This is a genomic window from uncultured Fibrobacter sp. (genome assembly GCF_947166265.1).
Lineage (GTDB): Bacteria > Fibrobacterota > Fibrobacteria > Fibrobacterales > Fibrobacteraceae > Fibrobacter.
This window is the reverse complement of the sequence record NZ_CAMVDO010000007.1, coordinates 1-25,145: the sequence shown is the minus strand read 5'-3', so window position 1 is coordinate 25,145 and position 25,145 is coordinate 1. Positions and strand designations below refer to the sequence as shown.

General features: G+C 51.4%; 18 protein-coding genes and 1 pseudogene. 4 read left to right on the top strand and 15 right to left on the bottom strand.

The window, feature by feature from the left end; translation table 11 throughout:
* Nucleotides 1-136: 136 nt before the first annotated feature.
* Nucleotides 137-592, bottom strand: a complete 456-nt coding sequence (locus Q0W37_RS05280; RefSeq protein ID WP_297699471.1) for a hypothetical protein — start codon at nucleotides 590-592, stop codon at nucleotides 137-139.
* 100 nt (nucleotides 593-692) lie between these two features.
* On the opposite strand from Q0W37_RS05280, the gene typA reads away from it, so the two are divergent.
* Nucleotides 693-2,525, top strand: a complete 1,833-nt coding sequence (typA, locus tag Q0W37_RS05275; protein WP_297699468.1) for a translational GTPase TypA — start codon at nucleotides 693-695, stop codon at nucleotides 2,523-2,525.
* A 494-nt stretch (nucleotides 2,526-3,019) separates the two neighbouring features.
* On the opposite strand, the gene Q0W37_RS05270 is transcribed toward typA, so the two are convergent.
* From Q0W37_RS05270 to Q0W37_RS05250, 5 genes are read right to left on the bottom strand one after another with little or no spacing between them, the layout of a single operon-like run.
* Entirely contained in the window at nucleotides 3,020-5,146 is a 2,127-nt protein-coding gene (locus Q0W37_RS05270; protein ID WP_297699466.1) for a fibrobacter succinogenes major paralogous domain-containing protein, read from the bottom strand.
* A 13-nt stretch (nucleotides 5,147-5,159) separates the two neighbouring features.
* Nucleotides 5,160-5,903: a hydroxymethylpyrimidine/phosphomethylpyrimidine kinase gene (locus Q0W37_RS05265; RefSeq protein WP_297699464.1), complete on the bottom strand. Its 744-nt coding sequence runs from the start codon at nucleotides 5,901-5,903 to the stop codon at nucleotides 5,160-5,162.
* Nucleotides 5,904-5,927: 24 nt separating this feature from the next.
* Entirely contained in the window at nucleotides 5,928-6,854 is a 927-nt protein-coding gene (locus Q0W37_RS05260; protein WP_297699462.1) for a hypothetical protein, read from the bottom strand.
* An 18-nt stretch (nucleotides 6,855-6,872) separates the two neighbouring features.
* The gene (locus Q0W37_RS05255; protein ID WP_297699460.1) at nucleotides 6,873-9,371 is read right to left on the bottom strand and encodes an ATP-dependent helicase; all 2,499 of its coding nucleotides are present in this window, start codon (nucleotides 9,369-9,371) and stop codon (nucleotides 6,873-6,875) included.
* A gap of 45 nt (nucleotides 9,372-9,416) precedes the next feature.
* Nucleotides 9,417-10,670, bottom strand: coding sequence for an amidohydrolase (locus Q0W37_RS05250; protein WP_297699458.1), 1,254 nt, complete (start codon nucleotides 10,668-10,670; stop codon nucleotides 9,417-9,419).
* A gap of 82 nt (nucleotides 10,671-10,752) precedes the next feature.
* On the opposite strand from Q0W37_RS05250, the gene Q0W37_RS05245 reads away from it, so the two are divergent.
* Nucleotides 10,753-11,751 carry a diguanylate cyclase gene (locus Q0W37_RS05245; RefSeq protein WP_297699456.1) on the top strand — a complete coding sequence of 333 codons (999 nt, stop codon included), beginning with the start codon at nucleotides 10,753-10,755 and terminating at the stop codon, nucleotides 11,749-11,751.
* Between the two features lie 115 nt (nucleotides 11,752-11,866).
* On the opposite strand, the gene hisD is transcribed toward Q0W37_RS05245, so the two are convergent.
* The 5 genes from hisD to Q0W37_RS05220 all read right to left on the bottom strand — a co-directional run bounded on the left by hisD (nucleotide 11,867) and on the right by Q0W37_RS05220 (nucleotide 20,499).
* The gene (gene hisD, locus Q0W37_RS05240; RefSeq protein ID WP_297699454.1) at nucleotides 11,867-13,156 is read right to left on the bottom strand and encodes a histidinol dehydrogenase; all 1,290 of its coding nucleotides are present in this window, start codon (nucleotides 13,154-13,156) and stop codon (nucleotides 11,867-11,869) included.
* A 3-nt stretch (nucleotides 13,157-13,159) separates the two neighbouring features.
* Nucleotides 13,160-14,863, bottom strand: a complete 1,704-nt coding sequence (cimA, locus tag Q0W37_RS05235; RefSeq protein WP_297699453.1) for a citramalate synthase — start codon at nucleotides 14,861-14,863, stop codon at nucleotides 13,160-13,162.
* 136 nt (nucleotides 14,864-14,999) lie between these two features.
* Nucleotides 15,000-17,174 (bottom strand): polysaccharide biosynthesis tyrosine autokinase, encoded by a 2,175-nt coding sequence (locus tag Q0W37_RS05230; RefSeq protein WP_297699451.1) that lies wholly within the window; start codon nucleotides 17,172-17,174, stop codon nucleotides 15,000-15,002.
* Between the two features lie 142 nt (nucleotides 17,175-17,316).
* Nucleotides 17,317-17,913, bottom strand: coding sequence for a nucleoside monophosphate kinase (locus tag Q0W37_RS05225; RefSeq protein WP_014547240.1), 597 nt, complete (start codon nucleotides 17,911-17,913; stop codon nucleotides 17,317-17,319).
* A 51-nt stretch (nucleotides 17,914-17,964) separates the two neighbouring features.
* Nucleotides 17,965-20,499, bottom strand: coding sequence for an ATP-dependent Clp protease ATP-binding subunit (locus tag Q0W37_RS05220; protein ID WP_297699449.1), 2,535 nt, complete (start codon nucleotides 20,497-20,499; stop codon nucleotides 17,965-17,967).
* 237 nt (nucleotides 20,500-20,736) lie between these two features.
* On the opposite strand from Q0W37_RS05220, the gene Q0W37_RS05215 reads away from it, so the two are divergent.
* Both Q0W37_RS05215 and Q0W37_RS05210 read left to right on the top strand, forming a co-directional pair.
* Nucleotides 20,737-21,000, top strand: coding sequence for a type II toxin-antitoxin system RelB/DinJ family antitoxin (locus Q0W37_RS05215; RefSeq protein ID WP_297699447.1), 264 nt, complete (start codon nucleotides 20,737-20,739; stop codon nucleotides 20,998-21,000).
* Nucleotides 21,000-21,256: pseudogene (locus tag Q0W37_RS05210) on the top strand (Txe/YoeB family addiction module toxin). The gene Q0W37_RS05215 and the pseudogene Q0W37_RS05210 overlap by 1 nt, the downstream one beginning before the upstream one ends.
* 20 nt (nucleotides 21,257-21,276) lie before the next feature.
* On the opposite strand, the gene Q0W37_RS05205 reads toward Q0W37_RS05210, so the two are convergent.
* From Q0W37_RS05205 to lysS, 4 genes are read right to left on the bottom strand one after another with little or no spacing between them, the layout of a single operon-like run.
* Nucleotides 21,277-21,948 (bottom strand): ABC transporter ATP-binding protein, encoded by a 672-nt coding sequence (locus Q0W37_RS05205; protein WP_297699444.1) that lies wholly within the window; start codon nucleotides 21,946-21,948, stop codon nucleotides 21,277-21,279.
* Nucleotides 21,941-23,191: an ABC transporter permease gene (locus tag Q0W37_RS05200; RefSeq protein ID WP_297699442.1), complete on the bottom strand. Its 1,251-nt coding sequence runs from the start codon at nucleotides 23,189-23,191 to the stop codon at nucleotides 21,941-21,943. Before Q0W37_RS05200 ends, Q0W37_RS05205 begins: the two co-directional genes overlap by 8 nt.
* Before the next feature lie 31 nt (nucleotides 23,192-23,222).
* Nucleotides 23,223-23,582 (bottom strand): four helix bundle protein, encoded by a 360-nt coding sequence (locus Q0W37_RS05195; protein ID WP_297699440.1) that lies wholly within the window; start codon nucleotides 23,580-23,582, stop codon nucleotides 23,223-23,225.
* Between the two features lie 58 nt (nucleotides 23,583-23,640).
* Entirely contained in the window at nucleotides 23,641-25,143 is a 1,503-nt protein-coding gene (gene lysS / locus Q0W37_RS05190) for a lysine--tRNA ligase (protein WP_297699438.1), read from the bottom strand.
* Between the last annotated feature and the right edge of the window lie 2 nt (nucleotides 25,144-25,145).

Below are 25,145 nucleotides of genomic sequence, written 5' to 3'. Positions count from 1 at the left end.
CGCAGTATAATTGAACCTCAAATTTATTGAACAATAAAAAAAGCCCCGTTTCACCGGGGCAAGCAACAATAAATAACAGATCAAAGACCTGCCGAAACCGAATTCCTGGTTCTAATACCCAAGGGTACTGCAGACGTTAGGCGTGAATCTGCGTATTGGCGCGTTCGACATCGAACAGCCTGCGCAGAAGCTCCGTACGAACCGGATCGCGTTCTTCGGGGAGCGTCAAGGGGCCCATATTGATGGCGACCAGAATGGAACCCGGATAGTTGTTCGCACTCTTGATGAAATCGCTCGAAGAAACGCCTTCGGTATAGAAATCGACAACGAACGTGTCCCAGTCGTCGTTTTCGAGCTGTTCCTGGGCTTCGGCTTCGGTCTTTACGGCCTTGATGGTGGCACCCACCAGGAGGTCGGTCAACACGGTAAGGCATGCTTCGCGGTGAGAATCGTCTTCTTCCCAAATCAGGATACGGCGGTCGCTATAATCGCGGACCTGGGGTGCCTGGGAAAGGGTTTCCTCGGATTCAAACTTTTCGAGGGCGGCCTCGTCCATTTCTTCGTCATCAAAATTGTCGAATTCATTTGCCATAGTAGCCCAAATATAGTAAACTTGAGGCAAAAACATTGCCATAATCGGTTATAATTTCTAAATTTGCGCCCAAAAATAAACGCTAATCAAAAGAGCCATTATGGATACATCTAAAATCAGAAACGTCGCCATTATCGCCCACGTTGACCACGGTAAAACTACCCTGGTGGACCAACTCCTCAAGCAGTGCGGAACCTTCCACGAAAACGAGGAAGTCAACGAACGCGTGATGGACAGTGACAACCTGGAACGCGAACGCGGCATCACCATCCTCTCCAAGAACACGAGCGTCATGTACAAGGGCTATCGCGTGAACATCGTCGATACCCCGGGGCACGCCGACTTCGGTGGCCAGGTGGAACGCGTTCTCGGTACGGTGGACGGCGTTATCCTGGTGGTAGACGCATTCGAAGGCCCCATGGCCCAGACCCGTTTCGTGACCCAGAAGGCCCTTGAAATGGGACTTATCCCTATCGTGGTCGTGAACAAGATCGACCGCGACGGCTGCAATCCGCACGGAGCACTCGACAAGGTGTTCGACCTGTTCTGCGAACTCGACGCCAACGAACAGCAGCTTGACTTCGACAAGGTGTTCGGTTCTGGCCGTAAGGGTATCTGCAAGGCCGAAATGGAAGACCCCGATGGCGACTTCCACATCTTGATGGACAAGATTATCGAACGCATCCCGGCCCCGAAGGGCGATCCGGCTGCCGAACCGCTTCTGCAGATTGCATCGCTTGAATACTCGGGCTTCCTCGGCCGCTTGGCCGTGGGCCGCGTGCAGCAGGGTACCTTCAAGCCGAACATGACCGTTGCCCAGGCTACGAGCGACGGCAAGGTGAAGAACATCCGTATCCAGAAGATTCTGCGTTACGAAGGCCTGACTCCGCAGCCGATCGAAGAAGCCGGTCCGGGCGACATCATCTTGATCGCCGGTCTCGACAACTTCGACATCGGTGATACCCTTTCTTCGACGAACAATCCGGTGCACCTCCCCCGCATCCACATTGACCCGCCGACCATCTCTATGCTCTTCACCGTGAACACCTCGCCCCTGGCCGGTAAGTACGGTGGAAAGTTCATGACGGGTAACCAGCTCCAGGAACGTCTGGAACGCGCCCACATGGCCGACCCCGCCCTCCTCGTCGAAAAGGTCGACGGCGCCTCCACCTTCAAGGTGTCCGGCCGTGGCATTCTCCACTTGACCATCCTCGTCGAAAACATGCGTCGTGAACTCTATGAATTCACCATCGGTTCTCCGCAGGTGATTTTCAAGACCGACGAAAACGGCAAGCTCCTCGAACCGATCGAAGAATTCAAGGTCGAAGTGCCGAACGAATTCAGCGGCGCCTGCATCCAGGAAATCAACACCCGTAAGGGCGAAATGGTCAACATGACCACCGACGAAAATGACCGCGTCACTCTCGAATACCTCGTTCCGAGCCGTGGCCTTATCGGTATCCGTCCGAAGCTCCTTTCCCTTTCCAAGGGTTATGCCGTCAGCCAGTCCATCTTCAAGGACTACGAACCGTACAAGGGCGAAATTCCGGCCCGCGTGAACGGCGTGCTCATTGCGAAGGAACCGGGCGAAGCTGCAAGCTATGCACTTTCCAACCTCGAAGATCGTGGTTACCTCATCATCGGACCGGGTGCCGAAGTTTATCCGGGCATGATCGTGGGTGAACACAACCGCGACGTCGATATCATCGTGAACGTCACCAAGGGTAAGCACCTTACCAACATGCGTTCCAAGTCCGCCGATGACATGATCCAGCTGACTCCGTACCGCCGCCTGACCCTTGAAGAATGCGTCACCTTCATCAACGAAGACGAATGCATCGAAGTCACGCCGGAAGTGCTCCGCCTCCGCAAGACCGAGCTCGACCCGATCAAGCGTAAGCAGCTCTCCAAGCGCCCGGCCGAAGAAGACTAAACGACCGGACTGGCTAAAACCAGCAAAATCCTTACTCTGGAGCCAGTCCTCTCGCAACCGCCCCTGGTTAATACCAGGGGCTTTGTTGCTCACAAAAGACCGCTCACGCCCAATCGGACGATGCACGTCCCCTGAGCGCTCGCTCTCGCAAAAGCGTGCAAAACGAGTGTCGCAAAATTATGCTTGCATGATTTTATGACCGAGTGCAGCCGCGGACGCTGAAAGCGTCAACCACTCCTCGTTAATACGAGGCGTTTGTTGCTCACAGAGACCGCTCACGCCTAATCATCAAAGTACGGCCCCGAAGCGTTCGCTCTCGCAACCGCCCCTGGTTAATACCAGGGGCTTTGTTGCTCACAGAGACCGCAATTGTCATCCTGAGCGAAGTCGAAGGATCTAAAAGCATTAAAAGCCCCGCTCTGCGGGGCTTTTCTCATACAAAAGGTGAGGGCATTTCCCCCACCTAACTAAGGACTCCTACGGAGTCCTTAGTCTTACTGTTCATTCTGGAGGCAACGAACGGAATAACCGAAGTACTTACTGCTGCCTCGCAGGTATGCGCCGTTATAGTAACCCACGTACATATTGCTTGCATTGTCGCGATCGACCTCAGTAGCACTCCAGAAGTAACCGAGTAAGCCTTCGTTACCGAAGTAGCCATTTATTTCCCTGAAGCCAGCAGGTATCGCCGAGAAGCCCACTTCGTCTGTACCGCCCTTCCTTTCGTCCCAACCGGTCTGCGTTTTCAGTATTATACCGGCAGTCTTTTCTCCACCAACTTCGGTAATCAGAGTGTTCCATTCGGCATCTGTCGGCAAATGCCATCCCGGCGGGCAAATACCGTACACGGTGTCAGGCAACGTACAGGTTTCGCCATCGCCACATTTAATCGTATAATCCTCATAAAGTTTGACAGAATCGATAGCCGCAGCCCAAGTGTAATAGCGACCTGCCACGGTGCAGTTTTCCGACTTTTCCCCATAGGTATAGCACCAATTATTCTTCAACAGGCTCGGTGTCGTAGAGCTATCGGCATAGTTCAGATTTTCCGCCATCCACACCTGATTACCAATCTTCACCGTCTTATAGGTATGTTCATCTCGAGAATCGGTCATGGTACCATATTCAATTTCCGGATTCATGCGAACCTCCTTCGGCACCTCATAAGACCATTTATCCACCATACTCAACCAGCCGTTTGCGGTACAGTAGTACTTACCACCATTTTCATCACCATCAACCAAACCTATGCGTGTTTCGACGCAAGCATTATCCAAAATCACATCTATCGAATCCGCTTCCAACCATTCACCTAATTTTTCATCGTACTTGTATTTCTTTTCAGTCACAAGTCCCGTCCAAAATTCGCCATCTTCTCCCATATCTTTACCAGACAGATAAAAATCCTTTTCCATGTCTGTCGCTTCAATCCATGCGCCATCTTTGCAGATGTAACGAATTTGCGTACCGTAGGGTTCGGTGAGTTCGTTGCTAGAAGCCTTGACTTCGGCATTGTTCTTTGAATCACATTCACCCAAGCCGTAATTCATGTACCAGAAGTTACGTACAAACTTTTCGAACTCAGGCACAGTTCCCAAATCCCATTTTTCGATATTGGAGCGAATTTCAGCAAGTTTGCGCGCAAGGTCCTTCGTCCGTGCCCAGTCGGCAATTTCTGCCTTGGCATACTCATCACCCCAGACTCCGTCACTGACGATATCGGTCGACAAATTGTCCAGAAAATCGTTGAGTTCCGATTCTTTCAATTCTCGAAGCAACAGCACGCTCATGGCAAGAAGTGCTGCATTGCCATTTCCCTTACCGAAAATATCAAGGTCTTCAGGACTTGCAAATTTACTCTTGATTTCAAAAGCTTTCAGAACTTCAGTCTCGGCCTGCTCTTTGGCAGAAACGAAGTCCTTACCAAGGCTCATCAAGTATAGGGTACGTTCGTATTCCAAGTGCGTAAGCAAGTTGATGTTCACCGTCTTACGGTGGGAAATGTCAACAAGAGCATTCAGGGTAACGGCAGCCTTCGATCTCAAGCCGGTAATCTCATTACGGAAATGCCCATCCACTTCGAACAAAGCATACCCACCAGCAAGCGTCACATCCGAAATGGTGAACTGGCCGTCGTTCGTGACAATCATTCCCGTAAAGTTCTTGTCGGTCCGGGTATAAGTCGTACTATCAAATTCGTACAGCTTGACAGACGCGCCAGAAGCAAACGGTCCCTTTTGCGCCACACCGCTAATCACAATAAACTCATCGGGTTGGTCTATAGAGCAACTATCCTGTTCACAGACTTCGCTGCTGGAGGACTCTTCTGGGTCCTTAGAACTACTGGATTCTTCGTCGTTGACCTCGGAATCAGAAGAGGATCCTTTCTTGACGCTGGAAGAAGATTTCGTCTTGGCAGAGCTACTAGAGGTTGCATCGTCTTCACAGTCCTCGCAAGAAGAGGAGGAATCGTCATTTTCGATTTCTTCGGAGGATTCATTGTCACTCGAACCGTTAGATCCGCTGTCGCCACCGCAAGAGGCAAGAAGAAACAAGCTAGAGATTGCCACGGTAGCTACACATCCCCGCAAAGACATCCTCTTATTTTTAAATAAAGCCATAAATAACTCCTTTTTAAACCAAAAATCCCAAGCGGCCTTCACCGCTTTCGAGAAATTCATTCATATACTGCTTGGCAATTTCGCAAGCGGTCGGCAAATCCTTGCCAAGAGCCACGTTTGCAAGAATTGCAGAACTCAGTACACAGCCGGTGCCATGCTTACCTTTGCCAGGGAGCCTCGGACTCGTGAACTTAAACTGATGATCCTTGTACCACAAGGTATCCACCGATTCATCTCCCTTGGCGTGCCCGCCTTTCAAAAGCAGCGCAAAGTCATGCCCCATCCGGATTTCACCGCGGGCTGCCGCAGATTCCAGTCCCAAATACTCATATTCGTCTTGATTCGGAGTCACCAAGTCAATCGACTTCATAATGGGCAAGAAGGTTTCGGCATCACGCATAAAATGAAAACCGGCTGAAGCACTTGCAATCGGATCCCATACAATAAAGGCATCCGGCGATTTTTGGCGGACAAATTCTACAATCCGTTTCAGCGTACGCGCCTTTTCGACAAGACCGATCTTCACGAACTTGAACGTATGGCGTCTAAAAAGTGTTTCAAGCTGAGCCTCGATGCGTTCCCATATCACCCAGCCGGGAGCAACAAATTCGTCCTCGTTCTGTTCGGTAAAAGCTGTACAAACCGCCTGACCGTACACGCCGAAATGAGCCATTGTCTTGATATCCGAAATAAAGCCCGCTCCGGCAGATCCGTCAAAACCGGCAATCGTCAACGCATAAACCATCTTTTCAGACATGACATACCCCATTTAATGAAATCGTTAAGGAGCCGTTTTTTGGGGAGTTCTCCCCAGCTGCTTATAATCGGGAGTCAAAACGGCACAACTGGAATCCTTCGGAACACCCCTGTATAGCGAAAGTTCCTTGTTGAAAACACCTTTGACTGTCGCACTCACGCTCCATCTACTTCCTGCTGGGCATTTTCCGAGCGCAACATTAGACACCGCCGTAAATCGAGACGGTGTCACCTTATAGGTAAACACGTCCGTAGACAGGCTATCCGAAAGTTGCAACGCCTTTGCGTTTCCAAGCGTCTTGTTTTTTGCAAAGTAATCCCTTTGAGCGGTAATGTAGGAAAGCGCCTGTTGTTGCAATTCATCGACAGCATCTGCAGTCGAGCCTTCCTGTATTTTGTCGTGGCAGTTCGAAACAACGAGACAAAGAATAACAACGCCTGCTACAACGCCAACCGGAATCGACAGCTTTTTTAAGGGGATATTACCGAATTTTGTCAGCGCATCGCGTAACGAACGCGCATCGGAAGTTTCCATGGTTTCACCCGGTTGTACCCAGCGGAGCAATTTCAACGCCACCAGGATATGAGTAAATTGACGCGGGAAAGCAAGCCCGGCAAGCGCAACAACCAATAAAAGAATCGATGTCACCATCAAAATCGAAAGCGCAGTCGAAGCCGTCGGCAAAAGATTCTGCACTTCCTTTAGCAACTTGAGAAGCTGACGGTCTTCAGCAAAATTCTGTGCCGCAAATCGCCCCGTAAAGTTGTTGTAACGCGCAAGCCCCATCTTGACGCCATCGGCGGCCATCACCATGACGGCGGAAAGAACCCGCTGAATAAGCAACAAGAACATTCCCATCAGGGCTATCAGCGACGCTATCAGGCGGGCGATCCTTACGGGAGCAAGCCCGAGCGATTCTGTCAAAGCGGATTTTTCATTTTCCTGAGCCATTGAATCCTCTCTAAAAAACTACCCAACAATCTGCAATGCAGCATACTTCAAGATAATCGTGCGGACCGTTGGATCGTTCCCGAAACGCACATCTACGCGCGCATTGTCCCCCGAGCCGTAGCATTTGACAATCGTGCCGACTCCGTACTTGGTATGGCGCACGCGAACTCCCGGATGGAACGGATTTTCACTGAATTCATCGTAGACCACACGCGGACCAGTCGGAGCGGCTGGTTTTGGCGGAGCAGCCACCTTCACCGGGTTGCGATAGACAATATGCTTGTCATTCTTTTTTACGGAATTCGGAATAGAAGGCGGACGGTTGAAGCCCGGACGGAAACCGCTTGAGCCACTGGAACCAAAGCCACTTGACGGCCTACGCGGGAAACTCGACGGGATATTCGGACGGGGCGGACGCGAAAGACGCGCCCCCGAGAAATCCTGGTTGAAGTCATCGCCACCGAAGCCACCGCCAAAACCGGAACCGCCGAAATCTGTACAAGGTGTAAAATCAACAACAGAAGGATCGAGTTCCTTCAGGAAACGCGACGGAGCAAAAGGACGGATGTTTCCCTGGAAAAAGCGGCGTTCCGCATGGTACAGGTAAAGTTTCTTTTCAGCGCGGGTACAGCCCACGTAAAAAAGTCGGCGTTCTTCTTCCATCTGCTCGTTCATCTCGGCCCCCGAAAGCATCGAGGACATGCGGATGAGCGGGAAGATTTCTTCGTCGCAGCCCGCAATGTGAACGGTATTAAATTCAAGACCTTTCGCCATGTGAATCGTCATGAGCGTCACCTGGCCCTTGGAATTGTCCACCTTCTTGTCGGCATCGGTCAAAAGCGAGATATCCTGCAAGAACGCATCGAGAGTCGCCCCCGGATGTTCTTCGTCGAATTCGCGGATGGCGTTCACCATTTCGTCCAAGTTACCGATACGTTCGTCGGCAGTAATTTCATCTTCTTTGCGGAGAAATTCCTTGTAGCCCACATCGTTGATGATGCGTTCCGCCAAAATCGGGAGCGGAGTCTCGCCGGCAGCAACAAGCGCCTTCCAGCCAAGCACCAAGTCGGTGAATCCCTTGAGCTTGGGGGCGGTACGACCGACACCGTTCGCTTCGGCAAGCAAGTTTTCCCAGAAGGTTCCTTCACCATTGCGTTCACGCTCCAGGATATTTTCGACGGTCGTCTTGCCAATGGCTCGCGGAGGCGTGTTGATCACGCGCAGGTAGGCGGCATCGTCCTTTTCGTTAGCAAGCAGGCGCAAGTATGCGAGAACGTCCTTGATTTCCTTACGGTCCCAGAACCGCATGCCGCCAAAAATGACCGACGGTATACGGCGGTCATTCAGCGCCTTTTCCAGGGCGCGGGACTGCGCGTTCGTGCGGTAGAACACCGCCGTCTTTGCATAAAAATCAGGGCCAGCCTTCGCAATCGTATCGGCAATCGCCGACGCTTCGCCGCGGTCATCCATAAAGTGACGCACGTGAATGAGCTCGCCCGCATCTTCCTTGGAGAATACGTTCTTCTGCATTTCCTGCGGACGTATGTTATGCGCAATCACGGAACCAGCGCCCTTCACGATGTTCGCAGTCGAACGGTAGTTGCGTTCGAGCTTTACAATTGTCACCGGAGCAAAATCGCGGTGGAAGTTACGGATAATCTTGATGTTTGCGCCACGCCAGCCGTAAATACTCTGGTCATCGTCGCCCACCACGGTCACATTCTTATTCTCGTTTATCAGTAATTTCAGCAGTTCGTACTGAACATCGTTCGTGTCCTGGTATTCATCCACCACCACGTAACGGAAACGTTCAGCCAGCTGATCGGCTAACTTCGGCAATTTCTGCAGCATGTAGACCGTATTGAACAGCAAGTCATCGAAGTCCATCGCATTCGATTCCTTGAGACGCTTCTGGTATTCGGCGTAGTACTTCGCCCGCTTTTCCTCGTCGGCAAAGGCTGCCATTTCAAGAGCGATGTCCGGCGTCTGCAACTGCGCAAAGCCACCCTTGTTCAAAACGGTATTCTTGTACTTCGAAATCGCCGCATGCAACTTCTTGACTTCGGACGCCTCGAAATTGTCGCCCAGGTCTTCCTTCAAGATTTCCTTGAGAATGCGCTTCTGGTCGTCGTCATCGTAGATCGAGAAATTGCCATCGTACCACTGACCGCCCATGGCAGCCACGACCGATTCCTTGGAAAGGCAAAGCTTCAACAGGCGCAAGCACACGGAATGGAACGTTCCCATCCAGCTAAAATTCATGTTGCAATCAAGCAACTTCTGGATACGCGACTTCATTTCGCGCGCGGCCTTGTTGGTAAACGTCACCGCGAGAATACGGTCCGCCTCGACCCCGTGCTGCGACACAAGGTGGGCAATCTTATAGGTAATGCAACGCGTCTTTCCCGAACCTGCACCCGCCAAAATGAGCATCGGCCCGTCAATTTTTTTTGCGGCAGCCGCCTGCTCCGGGTTTAATTCACGATCGAGTACTGCACCATCTACAATATTTGCCATCAAGCGCTCCTATATGATATACGGATGTGCAATATAGCAAATCAGTTACTGGCGAGCGAGCCGCATGGCGCATTCATTGGCTTCTTTCACAATATCTTCTTCACCATCGACATGACGATTTTTCATCACAAACTTGCCATTACAAATTACGGAATGAATCGCATTGCTGTCGGCTGCATACACCCAGTTGCTTACCAAGTTATGTTGCGGATTCAGGCGTTCATTCTTAAGATCCAGCAAAAGAGCATCGGCCAAGAGGCCTTCGCCAATGACTCCCGCAGGAATATTGTAAGCCATCGCCACGTGGGCCGTTGCCATGTTCAGCACTTCACCGGCCGGGAGCGAATCGGCTTGGCCGTTAGCCTTTGCCAACAGCGAAACGAGTTTCATGTCTTCGTGCATGTCGAGGTTGTTATTCGAAGAGGCACCGTCGGTACCGACACCAAGCAAGATGCCAGCATCCATCATCTGGGCAATCTTCGGGATTCCGCTGCCCAGCTTCAAGTTGGAGCATGGATTCAGAATAGCCGCTGTGCCCGCATCTGCCATGAGCGCCATGTCGCTTTGCGTCAAATGAACGCAATGGGCTGCCACCAGGTTATCATCCAAGACTCCATAACGGTCCAGGAGTTCCACCGGCGTACAGCCATGTTGTTTTTTGCAGTCGCGAACTTCCTTAAGCGTTTCGGCCAAATGCGTATGGAGCACCATTCCCTCTTCGTGAGCAACCTTGGCACAACGCTTAAAGAGTTTTTCTCCCACCAAATAAATGGAATGGGGCATTACTGAAATCTTTACACGATCCGATTCATGGCAATGATTTCGGATGAACTTCATGTTCTCTTCAATACGCCCCGAAGTACCCAGGTTTTCGGCGATGGTCACACCAATGGCGGCTCGAATACCCATTTCCTCAACCACCTTCATGGTGTGTTCGCGATGCCAGTACATATCGGCAAAAAACACCGTTCCTGATTTAATCATCTCAAGTACGGCAAGGCGAGAGCCAATTTCAATATCCTTTGGCGTAAGTTTCGCTTCAAAGGGCCAGATATATTCCATAAGCCACTTTTGAAGGGGCATGTCGTCGGCATACCCACGCAGGAGCGTCATGGCAGCATGGGTGTGACCGTTATAGAAAGGAGGAACAATCGCAAGGCCCTTACAGTCCACCACATCGGCCTTGTCGTAATCTCGAGCGGTAAGAGCTTTCCCGACCTTAGCAAATTTCTTACCCGAGATAAGGATATCCTGAGTTTTCCCCTGGAATAATACAGATTGGAGTATTGTTTTTGCCATATAAATCCTTCTTTTCGTATGTTTTTTCAAAAAGTAGTATTTTATTTTTTCATTTTCACAAGTTTTTGTATATAATTATGGTATGAGTGCGAACGAACTAGAGACGCTGCCCATTTCCAGGGCCGAATTTCAGCGGCAGGAAATTTTCAAGAATGTCGCCTTCGAAAGCCTGGCAGGCTACCTGCTCGGCTGTGAAACGTTTTATCCCGAACCAGGCACACTCCTTATCGACCCTGATCAGCCACAACGAAGACTCCTTGTGCTTCTCGACGGGCTTATGGAAGTGCAGGTGGAATCCCAGGGCGGAGTATACATCGACCATATCAAGCCTGGACACTGCGCCGGGGAAATGTCTATTTTTGACAACATCAAACCAAGTGCCAAGGTATACGCCAAGGAAAACTGCAAGGTCCTAATTATCGATGGCGAAACAGCACTCGCCATGCTCAATGCTTCGCACGACCTATGCCTGAATTTCTTACAACTTCTGAGCAATCGCCTGCGCAACAACAACAAGGTGGTATGCGAAGAAGAATACCATATCCGCTGCATCGAAGAAAACGCCAAGGTAGACTCACTTACAGGGCTTCACAACCGCCGTTGGCTCGAAGAAATGTACACCCGCGAACTGAGCCGAAGTAACGCCGGGAATCTTCACCTTTCGGCATTCATGCTAGACATCGACCATTTCAAGAAAATCAACGACACCTACGGTCACCTCGTCGGCGACCAGGTGCTTATCGCGGTGTCTAAGGCAATTCTAGAGTGTCTACGCCCCACCGACATGCCCGTGCGCTACGGTGGCGAAGAGTTCACGATTTTCCTGCCAGGAACAAGCATCGAGAACGCAAAGATTGTCGGCGAAAGGCTCCGCGCCAGTGTAGAAGCTATGAAAATTCCGCTTCTGGACAAAAAAGACTTTATCTCGGTTACCATCAGTGTCGGCTTTACCGAACGTAAAGATGGAGACTCCGTCGAGACAATCATCAAACGCGCCGACGACGCACTCTACAACGCCAAGGAATCGGGGCGTAACCGAGTGTGCGTAAACCTCGGCGATGGCACTATGTTTTTATTCTAGGTACGGCCTAACCGGCCTAGAGGCTTGAGGTGTGAGCTCATGCCTCGAAGCGATCGCAGCGAGCATCCTCAGACCTCGAAGCGCGTGAAACGCGCGACCTCGTTCCTCACTCGCTCTACAGCCTCTTCAGCACTGCAGCGGCGTGGTGGATAAAGCCCTCTTCGGTTGCAACGGCGGCGATGGCCTTCGCATTCTTCTTGATAGCCTTCTCGCTGTAGCGGATGATGCTCATACGCTTGAGGAAGTCGTAGACGCCGAGCGGGCTAAAGAAGCGGCCCGTGCCGTTCGTCGGAAGCACATGGTTCGGGCCTGCAAAGTAGTCGCCCACCGGTTCGCTAGACCACGGACCGATAAATACGGCACCCGCATTTTCAATTTGGGCAGCCATGGATTCCGCTTCGGCGGTCATCACTTCCAAGTGTTCCGGAGCGATGCGGTTCGCGATTTCAACACCATCGAACCAGTCCTTCACCACGAGAATTCGACCGAAGTTTCCGAGCACCTTTTCAAGGAGTTCACGCTTCGGGGAATTTTCCACCTGCACATCGACGCAAGCAGAAATCAGCTGGGCCGTTTCCAAGTTGTCGGTAATGCAGATAGCCGCTTCGAAACCGGAACCGTGTTCCGCCTGGGAAAGCAGGTCTGCAGCGACAAAGTCCGGATCGCAGGTATTGTCGGCCATCACGAGCACTTCAGAGGGGCCTGCCACCATGTCGATATCGACGACACCGAAGACTTCCTTCTTGGCGATAGCGGCAAAGACGTTGCCCGGGCCCACAATCTTGTCGACGCGTTCCACGACGGTCTTGCCCTTGGCATCCTTCGCACCGTATGCGAGGAGGCCGATCGCCTGGGCGCCACCGATATGGTAAACTTCGTCAATGCCGAGTTCCTGCAGCACGAAAGCCACAGCGCGATTGATTTCACCCTTAATCGGGGTCACCACCACGATGTCCTGAACGCCCGCCACCAGGGCCGGAACGGCGTTCATAATCACGGTACTCGGATAAATGCCTGCACCACCCGGCACATAGAGACCCACGCGCTTCATGGGGCGGATGCGCTGACCGAGGACTACCCCATCGGCACCTTCCATGAGCCAGGATTCTTCCATCTGGTTCTTGTGGAAGTCGCGAACATTCTTGATGGCCTGCTTCAGGGCCTTCTGGAGTTCTTTCGGGCACTTGGCAGCAGACTTCGCGATGGCAGATGCCGGTACGCGAATATTCTTGCCCTTAAGGCCGTCAAACTTCTGGGCGTATTCCGTTGCCTTGGCGATACCGCCGTTCTTGATGTCGGCAAGGATCTGCATCACCTTGTCATGGATTTCTCTGGACGGAGCGACTTCACGGCCGCAGATGCGTTCAATTTCAGCAGATTTCGGAGTAACTTTTACAATTTGCATAGCTTACTTTTTCCTTGAAACACCGGCGAGGTTACGGACCTTACGGGCAGTCAATTTTTTCGTCTTGGCAGGAGCAGTTTCTTCTTTGGCCTTGGCAGGGGCAACAGGATTCACGTCCAAATGCTTGTAGGCGTTTTCAATCACCTTGTTGTCCACCAGAATCTTGTAGGTGAGGCCATCCACGAAAGCCATCCACGACGCTTCGATGATGTTGCTCGAAACACCGACCACGTTCCAGTAACCCTTCTCGTCGCCGAACGTCGTCCACACGCGGACCGTCGCATCGGAAGCGACCTTAGATCCAAGCACACGCACCTTATAGTCGTCGAGCTTGACCTTCGCCATATTCGGGAAGAACGGGAGCAATGCCTTACGGAGAGCCGCATCAAGTGCGTTTACCGGACCGTCACCTTCACTCACTTGATGGCTAATCTTATCGCCAATCTGGAGCTTGACCGTCGCCTGCGACACAGAAACGCCCTGCGGAGTCTTATCTTCAATCACGCGGTAGTTCAGCACCTTGAACGGTTCTTCGACCATTCCCAGCTGACGGTACACCAACATTTTGAAGCTCGCCTCGGCAGAATCGAAATGCCAACCGGCGTTTTCGCGTTCCTTGATAAGGGTAAGGAGTTTGCCTACCACCGGGTCCTTCTTGTCGATGCCCGGCTTGATGGCCTTGAGCTTTTCGACCACCAGGGAACCACCCGCCTGATCGCTCGTCACAAACACTCGGTCATTACCCACGGCATGCGGATCAATGTGTTCAAAACTGCGGGACACCTTCATCACGCCATCGATGTGGGCACCGCCCTTATGCGCAAAGGCGGCATCGCCCACGTACGGAGCATGCACATCGCTCGGCAAGTTCACGATCTGGTCAACGTTGCTGCTCAGCTGACGGAGTCGAGCCATTTTCTTTGCAGCAAAGAACTTCGCGCCCATCTTGAAATGGAGGTCTGCAGCAATGGTCGTGAGGTTCGCATTACCGCAGCGTTCGCCGTAACCGTTCACCACGCCCTGCACCATCGTCGCACCGTTCTTGACGGCATAGATGCTGTTGCACACGGCAAGGCCTGCATCATTATGCACATGGATTCCGATCGGTGTCGAAATTTTCTTCTTCACGTCCTTTACGATTTCTTCGAGTTCCCACGGCATCGTCCCGCCATTGGTGTCGCACAGCACGATGCAGTCGGCATGGCCGAGTTCCGCAGCCTTCAGCGTCTCGATCGCATACTCGGGATTCGCCTTGTAGCCATCAAAGAAATGTTCCGCATCGTAAATCACCTCTTCGGAATATTCCTTGAGGTATGCCACCGAGGACTCGATCATGTCGAGGTTCTCTTCGAGGGTCGTGCGAATGACATCGGTCACGTGCAGGTCCCAGCTCTTTCCGAAAATCGTCTTGACCGGGGCACCGGACTTCACGAGCGCCTGCAGTAGCGGGTCGTTCTCGGGCAGCACCTTGGGGCGACGGGTCGAACCAAAAGCAGCAATCTTCGCATGCTTCAGCTTGATTTCCTTGATCTTCTGGAAGAATTCCTCGTCGGTCGGATTACTCGGATTGGGCCACCCCCCTTCGATATAGTCAAAACCGAAATGGTCAAGAATTCGCGCAATCTGCAACTTGTCGGCAAGAGAAAGGCTTATCTTACGGTCTTGATTACCGTCACGGAGAGTCGTATCGTATAGGGAGATTTTCATAGGCGCAAATATAGAAAAAACGCGGCAAAGCCGCGTTGCAATTTGGTAGAAGTTAGCAGGCCCTTCGACAAGCTCAGGGACCTTGAAGGTTCGCAAGCGTGCGAAGCGTGAGCTTGCCGAGCCAAAGCTCTAAGTTCTACTTTTTCTTCTTGTCCTTGTTGTAATACCCGTACTTACCGTAGTAGCCGTAGCCACCGTAGTAGCCATAACCGTAGCCGTAACCATGGCCTTCGTGTTCGCAATGGTTCATCACGAATGCACGCGGTTTGCCTTCGCAGCAACGGTCGAGCTTCATCATGGATTCCTTGATCTGGTCCATGGAGTGTCTACCGTAGTGGAGTACGAACAAGGCGAAGTCGACCACCGGGTAAATCAGTTCGGAGTCGGTCACCAGTTCCAGAGGCGGAGTATCCACGACAACGATATCAAATTTAGACTTCGCTTCTTCAAGGAAGTTCTTGAACGTGTCTCCACGTAGAAGTTCACTCGGAGCCACATTCGTCTTACCCGCACCGATTACATACAAATTCTTGGTAATCGAATCGGCAACCGCATTATCCAGGGAACAACGACCTTCAAGGACATCGCCCAAGCCCTGCTTACGATGGCTATAGACCACACCGCGACGCATATCCGCGTCAATCAGCAAGGTTTTCTTGCCCGACCCCGCAAACAAGGCAGACACGTTCTTAGACACAAAGGACTTACCCACGCCAGGCACCATACCGGTCACCATCATGACATGCATATCGGTAACGGCAAATTCGATAGCGGTATAAAGAGAACGGAGAGATTCACTTGCAGGAGCTTCAGGATCTTCTTCGACCAAGGGCTTCGTGTTCTTACCCTTGTTGCGCTTGGAAAGAATTGCGTTTTCGGCCTTCGGAATCTTGGCATAAACACTGATTCCCGTTTCGCGTTCAATTTCAAGAGAGCTACGTACACCACGCCTCGTCATCTGCAACAGATAAATGAGCAGAGCACCCAAGAGGAAGAAGCCACCAACACACCCCACAAAAATAAGCTTCTTGTTCGGCTTAGAAGGCTTGCGTTCAATCTGGGCATAGTCCACAATACGCACCGTACCCACTTCACCCGCACGAACCACGCGCAACTGCTGAATGTTGTTGAGCATCGCCGTATACTGAGCATTGTTCACGGCCACTTCTTCTTGCAAGCGTAAAACTTCCTGCTGCGTAAGCGGCATCTTGGCAGCAGAGCCTCTCAACTTGGAAAGTTCGGAACGAAGGCGATCCTGCTGCTTTACAATCGTCTGAACAGAGGGATGTTCTTCCTTGAACAAACGCGTTGCCTGCTCACGTTGCTGTTCCAATTCGAGGATTTCCTTTTCCAAGGTAGACACCTTTTCAAGGTGGGCACGGGTTTCACCGCCCATATCCACGGAGCCAATCTTATGTCGATAATCAGCCAAGGCCTTTTCTGCAGTATCCAGCTTTGCCTTAACACCAGGAAGCTGTTCTTCCAGGAATTCCAGGGTCTTTTCGGCTTCAGCGCTACGCATTTCGACATTCTGGCGCAAATAAACATTTGCAATCGTATTCAGAATAGAGGCGGCCTTATCCGGATATTTACTCGTATAGGAAACACCAATGATACCCGTCTGTTTACCCTTTTCACTCACCTGGAGCTGCTTAATCAGAGCACGAACTGCATCTAGCGGTTCTATCTGCGAAATCATGAATTTCTGACCGGGAGTTGCAAGCAGGCGTTTCACCAGAATGACCAAGGTATCGCCACCGTATGGAGCAGAAAGAATTTCGCCCACGGGGCCCTGAACAAGCTTACGACCGTCAGGCGAGATAACGGCAATTTCGTTTTCACCGACCACTTCGGCCATCCACTTTTCGGCACGGGCTATCGTCGGAATGTAAAGGTTTTCCAAATCCATACGGCCTTCACGATGTAGCAGACGATCGAGGGCACCAATAGGACTAGCCTTGAAACAAAGATGTTCCTGATTGACAACAAAATTCAGGACCATACGGCTCTTCAGAAGTTCAATTTCCGCTTCGGCAGGGCTAGCAACATCAAGAAGGGCACCCATTTCGCCCATGGCGCGCCCCGCCTTGTTACCTTTCACATCAATCTGCAAAAGCGCATCGCTTGTATATTGCGGATGCATCCAGTTCGCAGCCAAAAAACCGGCAATACAGCCAAGAAAGATACAGATTCCCAAAAAAAGCTTATGCTTCAGGAGCAAACCCAATATTTCAAGGATATCAATTTCGTCTTCATCCTTCGGTGCGGAGGACTGAACGTTCTGATTGCCCATTTGAATCTTTTGTTCCATTAGTGTAATCCTAAATAAAAATTATTCAAAACAAATTTAAAAAAAAGTAACCGAAATGTAAAGTTTTTAACAACCAAAACAAAACAAAAAGGCGCCTCATTCAGAGCAGAATGAAGCACCCAATAGTCAGCGACACTGAACGTTATGCGTTCTTGGTGAAGTCAACGTAAGCCTTGAGCACGTCAAGGAACACTTCGTCGGGAGTATTGTCGCCCACGATGTGGCTGATGATCTTCGGATCGTACTTTTCAAGAACCTTGGCAGTGGATTCCTTGTACACCTTGAGACGATTCTTGATAACGTTTTCATCGGCGTCATCCTTACGGCCTTCAATCTTAGCACGGTTGAGAAGGCGGGCAACGATGGTAGCTTCGTCCTTGATGTCGAGAACGAAAATGTGCTTCACGTCGACGATCGGCTTGATAAGATCGACCTGAGCCACCGTACGAGGAATGCCGTCGAGGAGGAGCGTATCCTTTTCAGGATTCAGCTTGTTCGTGTTCACGAGGCCTTCGACAAAGCGGCCGAAAATTTCAACAGTGGCTTCATCGGGAACCAGAAGACCCTTGCTGGAGTAAGAAGCGAGGAGCTTGCCAGATTCGCTGGACGGAGCGATTCCACGGAAAATGTCACCCGTCGAAAGATGCTTGAGGGCGGTCGTGGCGGCGAGCTTTGCACCGACGGTACCCTTGCCAGAACCGGGAGCGCCAAAGATCAGAACTGCAGAAATTTGAGACATGTTAAACCTCTTAGGTTGATTGTTGAAATTCGGGAACAAATATAGGAAAAATCAGCTAGGCAAAGCTTCAGACGTAAACTTGAGCTTGCCATTTTCGACATCGATGGAAATCGTCGAGAAATCCTTGTAGATGCCAAGCAGCAAACCTTCCGCAATTTCGTCTTCCACCAGATTCTGGATGGAGCGGCGAATCGGACGCGCCCCCAAAGCAGAATCGTAGTTATGGGACACAACATGTTCCTTCGCGGCCTCTGAAACTTCCAGAAGGATTCCCCTTTCGGACAAATTCTTCTGAAGGAACGTAAGCTGGATATCCACGACAGAAACGAGGTCCTTCTTCGAAAGCGGACGGAACACAATCTGTTCGTCGATACGGTTCAGGAACTCCGGCGAGAACACGCGCTTGACTTCTTCCTTGATGGCCGTTTCCATACGTTCGTAGTCGTCGGTCTCGCCCATTTTGGTGAATCCCATGCCCGAACTGTGGCGCACTTCACGGGCACCCGCATTACTCGTCATGATAATGATGGTGTTCTTGAAGTTGATCTTGCGGCCATAGCTATCCGTAAGGATACCGTCGTCCAAAATCTGCAGAAGCAGGTTGTAAATGTCCGGGTGAGCCTTCTCGATTTCGTCGAGGAGCACCACGCAGTACGGGCGCTTGCGCACCTTTTCGCTCAGCTGTCCACCGCCATCCTCGAAGCCCACGTATCCCGGAGGCGCACCGATCAAGCGGCTAATGCTATGCTTTTCCATGTATTCGCTCATGTCGATACGGATCATGGAATCTTCGCTACCAAACAGGCTCTGGGAAAGCACCTTCGCTAGTTCCGTCTTACCCACACCCGTGGGGCCCAGGAACAGGAAACTTCCCATGGGACGTTTCGTGTTGCGGATACCGGCGCGTGTACGACGAATCGCCTTAACAACGGCATCAACCGCAGCATCCTGACCAATGATTCTTTCCTTGATTTCATCGCCCAGTTTCAAAAGTTTCTGGGTTTCTTCGCCGGCAAGACGACTGATCGGAATTCCCGTCATCTTGCTGATGCAATCGCGGATTTCGTTTTCATCCACGACGGGCAAATCCGCAGAATCTTCCTTGTTCAATGATTCGCGGCGTTCGGCAATGCGGCTTGTCAGTTCCTCAATTTTGTCGCGGAGAGAAGCCGCCGTTTCGTACTGCTGTTCGGCAATAGCTTCTTCCTTCTTCTGCATCGCAGACGCAAGCTCATCTTCCATTTCCTTGAGGTCCTGCGGCGTACGAATCGAATTCAAGCGCACACATGCACCAGCCTCGTCGAGTACGTCGATGGCCTTGTCCGGCAAGAAACGGTCGCTGATATAGCGTTCGGCAAGCACCACCGCGGCACGGATTGCCTCGGGCGTGTAATGCACCTTGTGGTGCTGTTCATACTTCGGACGCAGCCCATCCAAAATCTGGATAGAATCTTCGGAGTTGGGCGGATTCACAATAATCGTCTGGAAGCGGCGTTCGAGCGCAGCATCCTTTTCGATATACTTGCGGTATTCGTCGATGGTGGTTGCCCCAATGCACTGGAGTTCACCACGGGCAAGAGCCGGCTTAAAGATGTTGCTCGCATCGAGACTTCCTTCGGAACCGCCCGCGCCCACAATCGTATGGAGTTCATCGATGAACAAAATGACGGAGCTGTCGACACGCTGAAGTTCCGTAATGAGTCCCTTCACGCGTTCTTCGAACTGTCCGCGGTACTTGGTACCGGCCACCATGGCGGCCACATCGAGCGTCACCACACGCTTGTTCATCAGGAGTTCAGGAATCTTCTTCTGGACAATCTTCTGAGCGAGCCCCTCGATAATCGCAGTCTTACCGACACCCGGTTCGCCGATGAGCGCCGGATTGTTCTTCTTGCGGCGGCAAAGAATCTGGATCAGGCGTTCAATTTCACGGCTACGGCCGATAATCGGATCGAGTTTTCCCTGCTTCGCAAGCGCAGTCAAGTCGCGACCGAAATGATCCAGAATCGGAGTCTTGGAGCGGGACTGGCTACGAACCTGCTGACGCGTATCGCCACGGCCCTGATTGATAAAGCGTCCGTCATCGCCATCGTCGGCGCCATCAGACGGAGCCTGCCCATTCATCGCTTCTCGCTTGACTTGCAGCAAAGTCGCTTCAAAATTCTCGTAGGTGACACCAAACGTCGAAAGCGTACCCGCCGCCGGAGATTCCGCCTGCTGCAAAATGGCAAGCATCAAGTGTTCCGGGCCAATGTACTGGTCGCCTTCTTCTTTGGCAATCTTTGCCGCATTAAAAAGGGCAGCCTTGCAACGCGCCGTAAAAGAAAGGAGCGCCCCGTGGGAATCCCCCACAGTCATAATGCCACCGTTAGTCGTCAAGGAACGCTGGATATTTTCACCAAGTTCGTTCAAGTTGACCTTAAGCGCCATCAAAGTCTCGGCAGCAAAGCCGGAATCTTCGCGGACAAGCCCCAACAACAAATGTTCCGTCGTTACGCTGTCGCTGCCCAAGTTGCGTGCCGCAATGCGTGCCGCCTGTAAAACAGCCTTCGCCTTCTTTGAAAAAATACCGTTGATATCTGACATATTCTAATTATAATTTCGTAATTCGCAATAAAAATTCTCATAGGCAAAAATAAAAAATTCTATCCAACGGAAACTTCACTCATGATGCCCAAGACGCCGATTTTCAGCCAAGCAAAGCACGCTACGTTTTATGCAATATAGCGCAAACTGCATATTTTTGCAGAATACAGCATAAAATATATTGCACTTTGCAGAAAAACTTTATATATTTGATAGAAAAAAGAATGGAGTAACATTATGGCACAGGCAACAGTTTCCGCACGCATTGACAGCAAAGACAAAGAAAGTTTTGACAAGTTCTGCAACAATGTAGGGCTGTCCTCATCTGCCGCCATCTATATGTTCATCAAGAGTGTCATCAATGAACGCCGCATCCCCTTCGAGGTTCGCGAACCCACCGCCCGTTACAACGCCAACGATATCGAAGCTCTTAAGAAAGGCATTGAGCAGTTGAACGCCGGGAAAGGCGTAGAACACGAACTCATTGAGGTCGACGACTAATGAAGAAAATATAGTCTGACAAAGCCTGGGATGACTACCTCTACTGGCAAGCGCAAGACAAAAAGACACTCAAAAGAGTGAACCAACTTGTGAAAGACATTGAGCGTAATCATTTTGAAGGCATTGGCAAACCCGAAGCATTGAAAGGCAACCTAAGCGGATTCTGGAGTCGCAGAATAGACGACGGCTCATTTACAGAATCAACGGCGAGTTTATCGACATTCTTTCTTGCAAAGGTCACTACGAAAACGTATAACATCAACTTGCAAAGCAAGTTTACTGAATAACGCCGCCGTGCATGACGACGCGGCGTTTTGCAAAACTAGCCAATTTCTCGTCGTGGGTCACAATCAAGAACGCCTGGTTGAACTTTTCGTTGAGTTCACCAATCAGTTCATTGAGCATCGCAGAATTAGCCTCGTCCAAGTTGCCGCTCGGTTCGTCGGCCAGCACCAAGTCCGGATGGTTCATGAGCGCACGCGCAATCGCCACGCGCTGGCGTTCACCGCCACTGAGTTCACGCGGCAAATGCTTAAAGCGATCCTTAAGGCCCACCGTTTCCAAAAGCATCTCGGCACGTTCACGGCATTCCGCTTCGGAAGTCCCGAGAATTCTGCCCGGCACACACACATTTTCGATCGCAGTAAATTCACTCAACAGGTGATGGAACTGAAACACGAAACCCACCTGCACACGATGGTAACGGTCCCGTTCTTCACCATTGAACTTGGAAAGTGGCTTACCCTTGAAAAGGATTTCACCAGAAGTCGGCGTATCGAGCATCCCCACCAAATTCAAAAACGTGGACTTACCCGACCCCGAAGAACCCGTGAGAGCCACCAGCTCCCCCGCTTCCATTTCAAAATTCACGCCCTTGAGAATCTCAAGGTTCTCGCCCGTCTCGGAGAAGACCCTGCGAAGATTAACTGTTTGCAACAAGCTACTCATGTCTAATGGCTCCTACAGGATCCAAGCGGCTCGCCTTCCATGCAGGGAGCAACGTCGCTGCCACGCAAAGCGCAATGCCGATGACAAAAATCAAGATTACGTCAACAATGTGCACCGAAATCGGGAAGTACGGAATCACGTAGACATCACCGGGAAGTTTGATAAAGTGGTATGCCTCTTGCAACTTGCAAAGCACAAGACCGATGGTGCCACCGACAATCGTTCCGCCCACGCCGATAAAGCTACCCATGAGCATAAAGACGCGCATGATGCCCACCTTGCTGAAGCCCATGCTGCGGAGAATGCCGATTTCTTTCGTCTTGTCGATGACGACCATAATCAGGGAGCTGATGATGTTAAACGCTGCCACCAGAATGATAAGGCAAATCACCGCCGCCACGATAAACTTTTCATAGTTCATCCACTTGAGAAGCGTAATGTTTTTCGTCTTCCAGTCCATCACGTAATACGGATAACCTAACCACGACGCCAGACTATCGACAGCCTCGCCCGCCAACCAGTGGTCGTTCAGGCGGAACTGGATGCCGGTCACCACGTCACCGAGTCCCAGCAACTTCTGGAGTTCCGGAATGCCCACGTATGCGAGGTTGCCGTCGTATTCATAAGTGCCCGTCTCAAAGATGCCGCTCACCACGCACATCATCATCTTCGGGCCACCGCTACTGACCATGGCGTCAGGGCTCTGGAAGGTCTGCAACACAAGCTTGTCGCCCACCACCACGCGGAGTCGGTTCGCAAGTCCCGACCCGAGAATAATTCCCGGACGCAGCGTACCGCTCAAGTCCTCGAGGCTATCGACGGAGTAGTTGCCCCATTTCATGTACTTGTGGATATCGGTTACGCCCTTCGATGTTTCGGGGTCGATACCGTAAATCACGATACCGTCGTTCACCTTCTTGGAGCTGATGCCCACCTTGTAAATGATAAACGGAGACGACGCCACCACGCGAGAATCGTGCTCACGGACTTCCTTCGTGAGGCTGTCGTACGGAGCAATCATGTCACCATTGTATGCCATCACCTCGAAGTGAGCGTCCTTCCCAATCATTTGGGCGGTCACCTCTTCTTCGAAGCCGTTCACCGCGGCAAGCGCCACCACCAGCGCAAACACGCCGATGGAAACACCCAGCATACTGAAGATACCAATAAGCGAAACAAAGAGACTCTTACGCTGAGCCCCCAAGTAACGCCAGGCGATTAATAATTCAAGACGTTTAATCATAGACGAGAGACGAGAGACGAGAGACGAGAGACTATTGCAACTTAGACATTTTCAAACCAGATAACATCTTTGCAATTTCTTCAGTCTTTGGATCAATTTCGTCTAAAGATTCCTTTGTCATATAATTCAACAACTGTGCTATTTCTAGTTGACTTTGAACTTCCATCAAAGATCCATAGCTAATTTCAAGAAAATGAGCGACCTCTTTATTTGAAGAACGGCTCATTCCTTCCGCAATATTTGATGTCACAGAGACTGCTGCTCGACGGACTTGGCTAGTTAGTGCAAATTTTTCATATTCCGGAAATTTTTTGCACAAGCCATAAACATCTATCACCCATTGCTGAGCTTTCTGATAGACATTTAACTTTCTGTATGCAAAAACAGCCATATTAAAAATCTTTCGTCTCTCGTCTGTAGCGAACGGAGTGAGCGTTCTCTCGTCTAAACTAGCAAGTCTCCGGCTTCATCAGCGGGAACAGCTGCACGTCGCGGATGGTCTGCTGGTTCGTAAGGAGCATAACCATTCGGTCGATGCCGAAGCCCACGCCACCGGTAGGTGGCAGGCCGCTTTCGATAGCGTGCATGAAGTTTTCGTCCATCGGGTGGGTTTCACCTTCGCCACCGCGGCCGCGGCGCACCTGGTCTTCCAGGAGCTCACGCTGACGGATGGGGTCATTAAGTTCGGTATAGGCGTTGCCCAGTTCCCAGCCGTTAGCGTACGGCTCGAACTGTTCGATAAGGCCTTCGATGGTACGGTGCTTCTTGCAGAGCGGAGTACTTTCGGTCGGCATGTCCTTGATGAAGGTCGGCTGGATAAGCTTGTCTTCCACGGTGAGCTCGAACAGTTCGAGGATACCGCGACCGCGGCTGAATTCACCGTCCAGGTGTCCGCCGAGTTCTTCCATCTTGGCCTTGATTTCGTCGTCGCTCATCTCGTTGACCTTCAGGCCGCCGAACTTCTCGATGGCCTCAATCATGCTGTAGCGGGGCCACGGGGCCTTGAAGTCGATTTCCTTGCCCTGGTAGTCAATCTTGGTGGTGCCGTTCGCCGCAATGCAGGCACGTTCGTAGATGTTCTCGAAGTGCACCATCATGTCGTTGTAGTCGGCGTAGGCTTCGTAGAATTCGAGGCCGGTGAATTCCGGGCTATGCGTACGGTCCATGCCTTCGTTACGGAAGTTCTTGGAGAATTCGAAAACCTTTTCCATACCGCCCACGATGCAGCGTTTCAGGTAAAGTTCCGGAGCCACGCGCAGGTAAAGCGTCATGTCGCAAGCGTTGTGGTGCGTGGTGAACGGGCGGGCGTTTGCACCGCCGTAAATCGGCTGAAGCGTCGGAGTTTCGACTTCGATGAAGCCCTTTTCGATCAGGTATTCGCGGATAGCCTGCAGAATCTTGAAGCGCTTGATGAACACGTCCTTCACGTCGTCGTTCAGGGCCATGTCGATGTAACGCTGGCGGTAGCGGGTATCCACGTCGGCAAATTCGTTGAACACGACCTTGTTGCCGTTTTCGTCGACCTTTTCCTTCGCGACCGGGAGCGGACGCACGGCCTTCGACAGCATGGTCACCTTCTTCACGTGCACGGAGTATTCACCCGTCTGGGTTTCGAACATGGAACCGTTCACGCCGATAAAGTCACCGAGGTCGGTCATCTTCACGACTTCGTAGTTTTCTTCGCCGACTTCGTCGCGAGCGACCACCACCTGCAAGCGGCCATAACGGTCCTTGAGGTGCATGAAGCACATTTTGCCCTTGCGGTTAAAGCGAACCACGCGGCCAGCGAAAGCGATTTCTTCGCCAGAGGCCATCAGGGCTTCCTTATTTTCTTTCAAAACCTTGGAATCATGCGTGCGGTTGAACTTGTGCGGATAAGCTTCCACACCCATTTCCTTAAACTTGTCGAGCTTAGCGAGGCGCGCTTGCACCTGGTCGTTCATATCTTGCATTG